The sequence below is a fragment of the Methylosinus sp. R-45379 genome, assembly GCF_001644125.1.
Classification (GTDB): Bacteria; Pseudomonadota; Alphaproteobacteria; order Rhizobiales; family Beijerinckiaceae; genus Methylosinus.
Genome location: NZ_LUUM01000308.1, coordinates 1 through 3,232 on the forward strand (window position 1 = coordinate 1; position 3,232 = coordinate 3,232).

Genomic DNA, 3,232 nt, shown 5'->3' on the forward strand with positions numbered 1-3,232 from the left:
TGTCTTCGGACCGACACTAGGTCGTGTGGACGAATTGTATCAAGCAAAGGCCAGCGGCGAAACTGACGATCGATCTGAAGTTTCGTTCCGTCTTTTCGCATCGTAGGGCGACCCTTTTGAATCGCTTGAGCCGGCCGAAGCCTTGTTCGATGCGAGCGCGAGCTTTGTAGAGGGCCTTGGCGAAGAACTTGGGCCGCTCCTTTTCGTTGGCCTTGTGCGGGATGACGGGAGCGATGCCCCGTTTCCTCGCCGCCTCGCGGTTCGCCTTGCTGGCATAGCCTTTGTCGCACACGACGGCGCGAGGCTTCATATCGGGTCCGATATCGAGCAGGGTTTCGAAGTGGCGCGTGTCGGAAGCCTCGCCGCCGGTCAGGTCGAAGCCGATGATCGTTCCCGAGGCATCGGCTTTCGCGTGGATTTTCGTCGTGAAACCGCCGCGCGAGCGCCCGAGCGCTTGCCTCTCTTGCCCCCTTTTGCGCCAGCGGCGGAGACGTGAGCGCGCACGATCGTCGAGTCGAACATTTGGATGAGATGGGCAGAAGCGCTCATCGACGCGAGCATGTCGAAGAACGCCTCGAACACGCCGGCCTTGCTCAGGCGATCGAACCGCTTCCATACGCTGTTCCAGGGACCGAACCGCTCCGGTAACGCGCGCCATCGCACGTTCTCGACCGTGAAGAAATGCAGCGCCTCCAGGAATAGTCGGTCGTCCTCGGCTTTGCGTCCTCGACGAGGAAGGCAGGCCCGAAACACGGAGAGCACATGCGCCCAGTCCTCTTCATCCATCCGCGTCGACATGATTTCCGGCCTCCGAATCGGTCGGAGGTCTATGAATCACACCGGATTCACGCTGGGAATCGTGAAAATTCGACCGCTCTTAATTCGTCCACACGACCTAACAGGTGGCGCGATGATCGTGTCCGCTTCTATTACCAGTGGACACTATCGCCGATGTCGAGCAACGACGACTATTCTCCGGCTCTCCGGTGCCGATGATGGTCTCACGGAGACAAGCGCCGGATGGTCGACGAGCGCCTCGAGGATGGAGCGTCGATCGCCGAGTTCACACGGCAAGAGAATGGCTTTCTTCGGCGCGGGCTCCTTGAAGGCGCGGTTCTTGGCTTCGCCGCCGACGAACGTCTCGTCAGCTTCAACTGGCGAGTTCGGTCGCATCGAGCCCCTTACGAGCGGTTTCTTCGTCGTGAAAGATCGGCGACCATGTCAATTTTTCCTTATGCGGAGCAATACAAAATATCGACTCTACTACGCCAAAGTGATAATTGACAGGCAACGCAGGTGTATAACAATTTGACACCGCACACGCCGCGAGCGGCCTAGAACTGCAACTTGCTCCTGATCTGCAACCCGTCATTTCGGATCATATGCACGAGTTCGATCCCGGATAATGTCGCGGCCGCTGATCGAAATGATTTTGTAACCCAACAGCGGATGTGTCACTCGATTCACCACTCAATGGTCCTATGCGCCCCTGGTTCTGACGACGATCGCAATGGTCTATGCGATCGAGAAGCGCATTCGCGGCAAAAGCGCCGACGAACGGCTCGCCGTCAGGTAGGCCGCGCGCGACGGGCTGTCCGAAACCTCGGTGTTATTTCAGTAATCTATGCTGCGCTCGCCCGCCTTCCAACAACGGCGTCATGAAAAAGACGGGTTAGCAGCCCGTTGACGAAGTCGCGTCTGACTGATTCCGTTTTCAGGTGAGATTCTGCTGAGGTTGGTTCGATGGCGTTGCGGCGTGAGACGAGGACGCAGGGGGATCTGGTTGTCGGCTGGGCTGAGCGACCGCGCTCTCCGGCGCACGCCATTTTACGACGAGCTTCAGAAAGTTTTACTGGACGCGGGCTTCGACGTTTTCGTCGAGAACGCCTGCAAGCCCTAATACGCGGCGAAGATGGGCGCGCCTTCGCTGCCACCAGTTCGCTATTTCCGCATGCACATGGTCGGCTACTTCGAAGGGCTCGACAGCAAACGCGGCATCGGATGGTGTTGCGCGGATTCTTTTTCGTTGCGGGATTTTTTGCGGCTGTCGACGCGCGAGAAAGTTCCGGATCATTCGTGGCTGTCGAAGACCCGCTCGCGTCTTCCGCACGAGGTTCACGAGAAGGCGTTCGGTTTCGTCCTGAAGCTTGTCGCCGAGCGCGGCCTCGTGAAGGCGAGCGTATCGGCGTCGACGGCTCGACCATGGAGGCGAACGCGGCGCTGCGCAGCATCGTGCGGCGCGACAACGGCGAGACCTACCGAGCAATCCTTGAGCGCATGGCGAAGGAAAGCGGGGCCGCGACGCCGAACGCCGAGGATTTGGCGCGTTTCGACCGCAAGCGCAAAGGCAAGAAGCTGTCGAACGACGACTGGACGAGCGCCACGGACACCGAGGCGAAAATCGCGCGGATGAAGGACGGGACGACGCATCTCGCCTACAAGCCGGAACATGCGGTCGACCTCGACACAGGCGTGATCGTCGCCGCGCCGATCCATGAGGCGGACAAGGGCGATACGACGACGCTCGGCGACACGCTGGAGACGGCGAAGGCCAATCCCACGGCTGTCGGCCTCGCGCCAACCCCGGACGATCCTTGCGAAATCATCGCGGACAAAGGCTATCATTCGCGCGAGGTTTGTATTCGTCCGGCGGCGGGCGCCTTACGAATCATCGCGTCGGATAAGACACTGTGACTAGCCACAGGTTATACCAACCCTCCGAGAGGCCGACTCACGTGAGGGATTCCCGAATCGGCTGAAATTTGATTCGACTTGGCGAACACATGGAGGTTCGCCATGGCGGCGGCGATTGGGCTTCGAGGCGATTACGACGCGCGTTCCTTGCGGGCGATAGCGAAGCGTTCGAAGGACGGGCCGCAAGCGCGCCGTCTCCTCGCCCTGGCGTCGATCTATGATGGCGGCGCACGAAGCGAGGCGGCGAAGATCGGCGGCGTCACCCTCCAGGTCGTTCGCGACTGGGTGCTGCGTTTCAACGCCGAGGGGCCCTACGGGCTCGTCGACCGCAAGGCTCCCGGACAACCCTCGCGGCTCGACGCCGCGCATCGAGCGGCGCTGGCCGCTCTCATCGAGGAAGGACCGACGCCGGCCATCCATGGCGTCGTGCGCTGGCGGATCGTCGATCTGTGCCAGTGGACATTCGAGGAGCTTCGCATCGTCGTCTCGGAACAGACCATGAGCCGCGAGCTGCGCAAAATGGGCTATCGCAAGCTGT

General features: G+C 60.6%; 5 protein-coding genes and 2 pseudogenes. 4 read left to right on the forward strand and 3 right to left on the reverse strand.

Annotated elements, in window-relative coordinates; all coding sequences use genetic code 11:
• Window positions 1-16: 16 nt before the first annotated feature.
• Window positions 17-658: an IS5 family transposase gene (locus tag A1351_RS25005; RefSeq protein ID WP_157096465.1), complete on the reverse strand. Its 642-nt coding sequence runs from the start codon at window positions 656-658 to the stop codon at window positions 17-19.
• Window positions 628-798, reverse strand: a pseudogene (locus tag A1351_RS26325) (transposase); the annotation flags it as partial. The gene A1351_RS25005 and the pseudogene A1351_RS26325, both read right to left, overlap by 31 nt.
• 222 nt (window positions 799-1,020) lie before the next feature.
• Between A1351_RS26325 and A1351_RS25015 the strand changes: the two are divergent.
• Complete coding sequence (locus A1351_RS25015; protein WP_157096467.1) at window positions 1,021-1,284, forward strand: hypothetical protein; 264 nt, start codon at window positions 1,021-1,023, stop codon at window positions 1,282-1,284.
• 50 nt (window positions 1,285-1,334) lie between these two features.
• Here the strand turns inward: A1351_RS25015 and A1351_RS26330 are convergent.
• A pseudogene (locus A1351_RS26330) lies at window positions 1,335-1,452 on the reverse strand (IS6 family transposase); the annotation flags it as partial.
• Window positions 1,453-1,957: 505 nt separating this feature from the next.
• Here A1351_RS26330 and A1351_RS26335 point away from each other — a divergent pair.
• The 3 genes from A1351_RS26335 to A1351_RS22170 form a co-directional block, all read left to right on the forward strand.
• On the forward strand, window positions 1,958-2,413 hold the full coding sequence (locus A1351_RS26335; RefSeq protein WP_371441519.1) for a transposase: 456 nt from the start codon (window positions 1,958-1,960) through the stop codon (window positions 2,411-2,413).
• Window positions 2,320-2,694: a transposase gene (locus A1351_RS26340; protein WP_371441518.1), complete on the forward strand. Its 375-nt coding sequence runs from the start codon at window positions 2,320-2,322 to the stop codon at window positions 2,692-2,694. The genes A1351_RS26335 and A1351_RS26340 overlap by 94 nt, the downstream gene beginning before the upstream one ends.
• Window positions 2,695-2,796: 102 nt before the next feature.
• Window positions 2,797-3,232: helix-turn-helix domain-containing protein (locus tag A1351_RS22170; protein ID WP_064033962.1), on the forward strand; the 436-nt coding region annotated here is incomplete at its 3' end.